The sequence below is a fragment of the Helicobacter equorum genome (assembly GCF_900198655.1).
GTDB classification, from domain to species: domain Bacteria; phylum Campylobacterota; class Campylobacteria; order Campylobacterales; family Helicobacteraceae; genus Helicobacter_F; species Helicobacter_F equorum.
The window spans coordinates 24,767-32,134 of sequence record NZ_FZPO01000017.1 but is presented as its reverse complement, the minus strand read 5'-3'; the positions used below and the strand labels follow the sequence as shown (position 1 = coordinate 32,134).

Annotated in this window: 4 protein-coding genes; 3 read left to right on the top strand and 1 reads right to left on the bottom strand. The window is 36.5% G+C overall.

Features of this window, described 5'->3' with window-relative positions; all coding sequences use genetic code 11:
* A partial coding sequence (tsaD, locus tag C6H22_RS04245; RefSeq protein WP_104694099.1) for a tRNA (adenosine(37)-N6)-threonylcarbamoyltransferase complex transferase subunit TsaD occupies nucleotides 1-758 on the bottom strand: 758 nt, incomplete at its 3' end.
* 111 nt (nucleotides 759-869) lie between these two features.
* Between tsaD and C6H22_RS04240 the strand changes: the two genes are divergently transcribed.
* The 3 genes from C6H22_RS04240 to C6H22_RS04230 are packed head-to-tail and all read left to right on the top strand — an operon-like array spanning nucleotide 870 to nucleotide 7,329.
* The gene (locus tag C6H22_RS04240; protein WP_104694098.1) at nucleotides 870-1,877 is read left to right on the top strand and encodes an agmatine deiminase family protein; all 1,008 of its coding nucleotides are present in this window, start codon (nucleotides 870-872) and stop codon (nucleotides 1,875-1,877) included.
* 30 nt (nucleotides 1,878-1,907) lie between these two features.
* On the top strand, nucleotides 1,908-5,765 hold the full coding sequence (locus C6H22_RS04235) for a type IIG restriction enzyme/methyltransferase (protein ID WP_104694097.1): 3,858 nt from the start codon (nucleotides 1,908-1,910) through the stop codon (nucleotides 5,763-5,765).
* A 1-nt stretch (nucleotide 5,766) separates the two neighbouring features.
* Nucleotides 5,767-7,329: a pentapeptide repeat-containing protein gene (locus C6H22_RS04230; RefSeq protein WP_104694096.1), complete on the top strand. Its 1,563-nt coding sequence runs from the start codon at nucleotides 5,767-5,769 to the stop codon at nucleotides 7,327-7,329.
* Nucleotides 7,330-7,368 lie beyond the last annotated feature (39 nt).

Below are 7,368 nucleotides of genomic sequence, written 5' to 3'. Positions count from 1 at the left end.
ATATGCGTGCAAGCAGCTTCTTGAAAGCTTGCACATATTTGTTCTTTTGAGAGAGTATCTTGTGCCCTTGCTATCTCCAAACGCACCGCATTTTTAAGCCCCGAAAAGCTATAAGCAAGTCGCTTATCGTGCAAAAGTGGTATAGGCATAGGCAGGAGTGTGCCACCATAATTCTTTGCATAAGATTCCACGATAGGTCCCCCCGGATAGCCCAAAGAAAGCATTTTTGCCACCTTATCAAAACTTTCCCCAAAACTATCATCAAGACTTTGTGCTACAAGCGTGATATGATGATAATCTCGCATATGCAAAATTTGTGTGTGTCCGCCCGAAACAAGCAACACACCTAATCCATCGCCAATCTGTGTAGGTTTGTCGATAAAAAGCGAATAAATATGTCCCTTGAGATGATTAAGGCAAAGTAGCGGGATCTTAAGGCTTAGGGCTAGGGCATTTGCCATACACATACCCTCACTAAGCGTTACACTAAGTCCTGGGCGATTGGCAATAGCGATAGCTTTGAGTAGTGCAAATGGCGTGTGTGTATCATATGTCGCACACAAGAAGTCTTTTATTTTTTCTAAAAGTATAGGAAGGTTTTGCGCATGTAAGCGTGAGGCGATTTCTGGCACTACACCACCAAATGGGCTATGATGTGAATCTTGAGAAAGCTTTGTGTGAAAGAGGAGCTTATGATCTGCAAAGCGTGTGATCGCCAAAGAGCTATCATCACAACTAGATTCTATGCTTAAAATCATACTAACGCACTCCTTTACAAAATTTCCACAAAAGAGGCGTGATTATAGCATTTGTTTAGGTTTTAAAAAATAAAAGACTATAATTGAGACATTACATTGCAAGGAGGTGGTATGTTGCGTGCAGAATGGGAAAAGCAAAAGTCCGTGCTTGTGGGATTCCCACATAAAAAAAGTGATTGGAAGCCTATGCTTAGGGAAGCTCAAGAATGTATGATTACATTTATCAAACGCATAGCAGAGTTTGAATCTGTATGGGTGTGCATAGATCCACGCGACAAAGATGCAAAAAAATTCGTGCTTTCATCGTGTAAAAAAGAAGTCAAAAATGGGACATTACAAATCCTTCATGTGCGAAGCAATGATGTGTGGGCGCGAGATTTTGCCCCACTTACGATACGCCAAAACAATCAAAACATTTTGCTAAATTTTGGTTTTAATGGCTGGGGATTAAAGTTTGCTGCCAACTATGACAACGCCATAAACACCACACTTTCTGCAATGGGCGTTTTTGAGAATCTCCACACACAAGGACTTATCTTAGAGGGTGGGAGTATCGATAGCAATGGTGCTGGTATCGCACTCACTACAACCACTTGCCTTTTAGAAAAAAATCGCAACCCACACCTAAACAAGCAAGAATTAGAATCTATCCTTTTACGCACACTTGGGCTAAAAAAGCTTCTATGGGTAGAAAATGGCTTTTTACTTGGCGATGATACCGATAGCCATATCGATATGTTGGCACGATTTATCGATAAGCACACGATTGCATATATACGATGTGAGGACAAAAACGATGTGCATTATGAGGCATTGTGTGCAATGGAGAGGGAATTACAAAGTTTTAGAGATTTAGAGGATAAGCCATTTAAGCTTATCGCATTACCATTTCCTAAACCCATATATCACAAAAAAGAACGCCTACCTGCGAGTTATGCAAACTTTTTGTTTGTCAATGGTGGGCTACTGGTGCCAATGTATGGAGACAAAAAAAATGACAAAAAAGCCCTACAGATTCTTCAAGAGGTACTACCACATCATCGCATAATAGGAGTCCTTGCAAAGACCCTCATCAAATGGCATGGTAGTTTGCATTGCACAACTATGCAGATATACTAAGCTACACATTACATACCACAAAGGAGGCGTATGCACTACATTTATAAACCATTGCAAGAATTTTTACACACATACACATTACCAAACCCTACGACACAATCTCTTGACACATTCAAAGAACACTTAGATCATTTTTTAGACCAATGCCACAAACACACCGCACAAGACACAAACGAGAGTGAGGAATTTCAAAAAAACCTTATTGCAGATTTTCTCAAACAAGCATTTAGCTACCCAAAAATCAACACAAAACACAAAATCGATCTTGCCATATACGAAGATGATGAAGTCAAGACATTTTTTGAAGTCAAATCCATAGCCAACAAAAGCGAATTCCCCAAAAATACTCAATCGCTAGATTCCAAAGCCTTGTATGAAGCCCTGTTGTATTATATGAGAGAACAAAATGAGGGAAATAATAATCTTAAATGTATCCTCCTTTGCAACATAGAATCTTTTTATCTCATCAGTGCCAAAGAGTTTATGAAGCTCTCTCAAAGCAAAGAGTTGCAAAAAGCCTATAAAAATGTCGATCAAAAGCAAGGCAACGACACAAGCACAAAAAAATTCTATGAAAAAGCCCAAGAAATCCTAAGCGCACTTGATGTAGAGATGACTTTTACACATTTTGGGATTAAAAACACCGATCTTGCCTTGCTATATCAAGCCTTTAGCCCACATATACTACTTGGCTACAAAACCCACATCGATAGCAATGTGCTAAACCAAAGTTTTTATGAAGAGTTACTCTATATTTTGGGATTAGAAGAAACAAAAGATGGCGCCAACAAACTCATCAAGCTTAGCGACACGCCAAACACCCTAAGCTACGCAATAAGAGAAAATTTAGGGCTAGATTGTGTGCGAGATTTTGAGAGCATATTTGAGCTTATCATTACATGGAATAACCGCCTTTTATTCCTAAGGCTTTTAGAATCTATGCTACTAAGCTTCAAACATATCCCAAAACCCTTTTTGGATTCAAGCGTGATAGAAAACTTTGCCAAGCTAAACACACTCTTTTTTGAGATTCTCGCACTTAGAGAAAATATCCGCAAAAGCATACCAAAAGAGCTAGATTCTATCCCCTACCTTAACTCAAGTCTTTTTGACAAAACCGAGCTAGAAAAGCAAGGCAAAGAAATCAAGCTTTTAGATTCAAAGCCATTAGCACTTTATAAAAAATCAATCCTCAAAGACACCAAAAAGCCCCTACCGCTTTTAGAATACCTCTTTGACTTCCTAAACGCCTATGACTTCACCACCACCCCAAAAGACATACAAGACAATGTCAAAATAAATCACGACAAACTTATCAACGCTGCTATATTAGGGCTAGTTTTTGAAAAGCTAAATGGCTACAAAGAGGGCAGTTTTTACACGCCTAGCTTTATTACAAACTATATGTGCAAAGAGTCGTTACAAAAAGTCGTTATAGATAAGTTTAACACCGCCAAAAAATGGGATTGTAAAGACCTAGAATCTCTAAAGCTAAGGCTAGATAAGCTCACAGATTCTAAAGATGGCTACAAAGAAGCAAATGAGATTTTTAACTCTATAAGAGTGTGCGATCCAGCGGTGGGAAGCGGACATTTCCTCGTTTCTATGCTAAATGCTATGATAGAGCTAAAATTCCACCTACAAATCCTTTGTGATGAAAACTTTCAACGCCTAAAAGACATACAACTACGCCTAGAAAACGATGAGATTGTGCTACAAGATTTTACAGGCAACCCACACATTTACCAAACCCCAAGCCACGAAAATATAGAATCTCATAGGATCCAAAAGGCACTATTCCACAACAAACGCACACTTATAGAATCCTGCCTTTTTGGCGTGGATATAAACCACAATTCTTGTGAGATCACAAAGCTAAGACTTTGGATAGAGCTACTTAAATACAGCTACTATATTTTCGAAAATGGCAAAAACACAAACACCCTCCAAACCCTCCCAAACATAGACATCAACATAAAATGTGGTAATAGCCTTGTAAGTAATATAGCCCTAGATATGACAAAAGAAAGCCTAGAAAAAGATTTAAAAAATAGACTAAATAGTAATGCCACCCTAGAATTTGCAAACGAGATTTTATCCACAATCAATGATATACAAAATAAGCTCCCAAACACCATACAATCTTATAAAGATGCCGTAAATGCTTACAAAAATGAGACAAATGCTGAACTAAAATCACTCCATAAGCGACAAATCCAAGATACACAAAAGTTTATTGTCTCTATATTTCACAAAACAAGTAAGGCTTACCAAGATTTCAAAAATACCTTATCTAGTTACCTGCAATGCTATGGCTACAATGGTATTGATAATGCTACTTTACAAGGTAAAAGCTTAGATTCTGCCTTGAAAACAACTCTAAATGAATATATAATCGCCTTTAATTTCCATAAGATTCTAGAAATACCCAAAGAACCAAAAGGTTTTGTAGAAAAAGAGCTTATAACCCTTATAGATTCTATGCAAGAATATGAAAATCTCACGCACGATACAAACACCTTTGAATGGCGGTTTGCATTCCCAGAAGTGCTAGATAATAATGGCGATTTTTTGGGTTTTGATGTAGTCATCGGCAACCCACCTTATATAAGACAAGAAGAGATAAAGCACCTAAAGCCACATCTCCAAAAAGCCTTTAGTATCTACAAAGGCACGAGCGATATTTACACCTACTTTTTTGAGCAAGGATATAAGATTCTAAAGCCAAAGGCACTCCTATCTTTTATCACGAGCAACAAATACACGCGTGCAGGCTATGGCGAACCTTTGAGAGCATTTATCCTAGCAAACACACAGATTCTACACTACATTGACCTAAATGGCTTAAAAATCTTTGATTCTGCCACCGTGGATACAAGTATCATCACTTTTGCAAAGACACCGCCAAGCCCAGAATCTAGCTTTGACTACCTAGCACCTACACAGCCTAGCCTAGATACAGATGAGCTACACACACAGCCCATACACCAAAGTAGTTTAAGTAAAGATTCTTTTATATTCCAAGACCAAGCAAATCAAGCCCTAAAGGCAAAGATAGAAAGCCTTGGCACACCACTAAAAGAATGGGACATCTCTATAAACTATGGAATCAAAACAGGCTACAATGAAGCCTTTATCATAGATAGTGCAAAAAGAGAGGAGATTCTAAACAACTGCAAGGATAAAAGCGAGAGAGAATGCACAAGCAAACTCATCAAAAAAATGCTACGCGGTAGAGACATCAAACGCTATGGCTATGAATGGGCGGGATTGTGGCTTATATGCACTTTTCCAAGTCTAAAGCTAGATATAGATGATTATCCCGCATTAAAAACATATTTAGAATCTTTCCGCCCAAGAATCGACCAAAGCGGAGAAAAAGGGTGCAGAAAGAAAACAAGCAATAAATGGTTTGAAACGCAAGACAACATCGCTTATCACGAGGAATTTGAAAAAGAAAAGATTGTGTATAGCGAGATTGTCCGTGACGCACAATTTTATTTAGATAGCGATAAATATAATCAGAATAGATTCTATGCAGAAGCGACAAGCTTTATCTTGACAGGTGAAAATTTATATTATCTTTTAGCAATATTAAACTCTAAATGTGCAACTTTTGTTTTTAAGACTTTTTATGCAGGTGGAGGACTTGGAGAAAATGGCTTTAGATATAAAAAACAATTTTTAGAAAAACTTCCTATTCCCAAAATAGATTCTACAAACAAAGCCTTAAGCGATGAGATAATAAGCCTAGTAGAGCAAATCTTAGAATCCAAAGCCAAAGACCCTACCACAGACACCAAAGAGCTAGAATCTCACATAGATTCTCTAGTCTATAAACTCTACCACCTAACCGATGATGAAATAAAAATCATAGAGGGAAAATAAAATGAAAGAATCTAGCCAAGCATTTGACCTAGAACAGATTAGCAACAATATACAAACATTGTGCGAATTCTTTAATACACAACCAACAAATGTTACTTGGAATCAATTAAGAAATTATTTTGAGATTAAAAACATTACCATTGATTCTTTGGGGATTTATCAATTTGGATATGCACAGCCTTTATGTTTTAAAAATTGTATTTTTAATTGCGAAATAAGAGACACAAGAGGATTATCTTTGCCAATAAAACAACCCATATCCTTTCTAAACTGCACCTTTAAAAAAGATGTTTTGATATTTAATTTTTACTTTGATATTGTAGTAATATTTAATTGTGTGTTTGAGTCAAAGTGTTACTTTGACTCGAGTGTCTTTAATAAGTTTGCTAATTTCGAAGAGACTACCTTTAATTATGTTAGCTTTGAGGGAAGCAAATTCAATGATGATGTGAGTTTTTACGGAGCAACATTTCAACAACCCCCTAATTTTTCACAAGTTCGGTTTAAGGGAAGCCTTAATGCAGTAAATACAAATCTTGATTTTGGCTTTGAAAGCCTAAAAGAGAAAATCAAGCAAGAGCATATAGAATATAACAAGCATGATAAAAAGCCCTTAGATAATTTTGCAAACGACTTTAGGGATTCGTTTAGAATCTTTAAAAGTACTTTGATAAAAGATAATAATTTACTAGACGCTTCAGAATTCCATAGATTCGAACTCTATTGCAAAGAAATCGAGCTAAGAGAAAGTGTGCGTAAACGAGGCACCAAAGCATACGATAATGAAGGCATAAGAAAAAATATGAAACCCTTTAAAGAGTTTATAGACTTTTTGCTTTTAAGATTCTATCGCAATCTCTGTGATCATCACACGGATTTTTTGAGATGTTTTAATAATCTTGTGCTTTTGGTGGCTTTGTATGTTGGATGTTTGCTGTTGTGCGGTTTTAATTTTTTGGAAAACAAAGCACCATCCTCTGATATCTTACAAAAGATAGATTTTGTAGATATATTTGCAAAGTTTATTCCAGAGCATGTAGCTATTGATGTAAAAATCGTGATACTCTTATTGCTTGTGCTATATCTGATTGTTTCAGTATGGAAAATTTTTAAAGATATATTGCCGTGGATATTGCTTTCTATAAAAGCTCTATTAAAGAATGTGAGATATTTTATCCTAATGCTTATAGTGCCACTTGTAGTAATTATAATTTTTTATGTATTGGTTGCGACATTATTTAAGTTAACGCCATCAAGCCTTTTGCCGAGCTTTTTTAATATTACAGGTTTCTTTCTCTTTTTTTTCATGTATTTTTCATTAGTCTTTCTGGATTCTGCGATTGTGCGATGTTTGATTGTTATTATTGCTTATATGACGGTATTTATTGCTATAGGATACAAGATTGCAATCCTAAACCCTCTAATAGGTAAGCTTTTTACAGATACGCTAGAAATAACAGATCCTTTTTTAAATTTTATAACACTAGCTTACACAATTTCTATGTTTTTAGTGCTTTTCTCTCTCCAAAAAACCGCACGCAAAAACTCCATAGTGCCAAACTAGCCTTTGGCTAGGCAAAAGCCACGCTATCACAAAGTAGAA

Bases quoted from the DNA above. Each gene is read 5' to 3' on its own strand.
- C6H22_RS04230 (WP_104694096.1), top strand. From the start codon at position 5,767: ATGAAAGAATCTAGCCAAGCATTTGACCTAGAACAGATTAGCAACAAT.
- C6H22_RS04240 (WP_104694098.1), top strand. From the start codon at position 870: ATGTTGCGTGCAGAATGGGAAAAGCAAAAGTCCGTGCTTGTGGGATTC.
- C6H22_RS04235 (WP_104694097.1), top strand. From the start codon at position 1,908: ATGCACTACATTTATAAACCATTGCAAGAATTTTTACACACATACACA.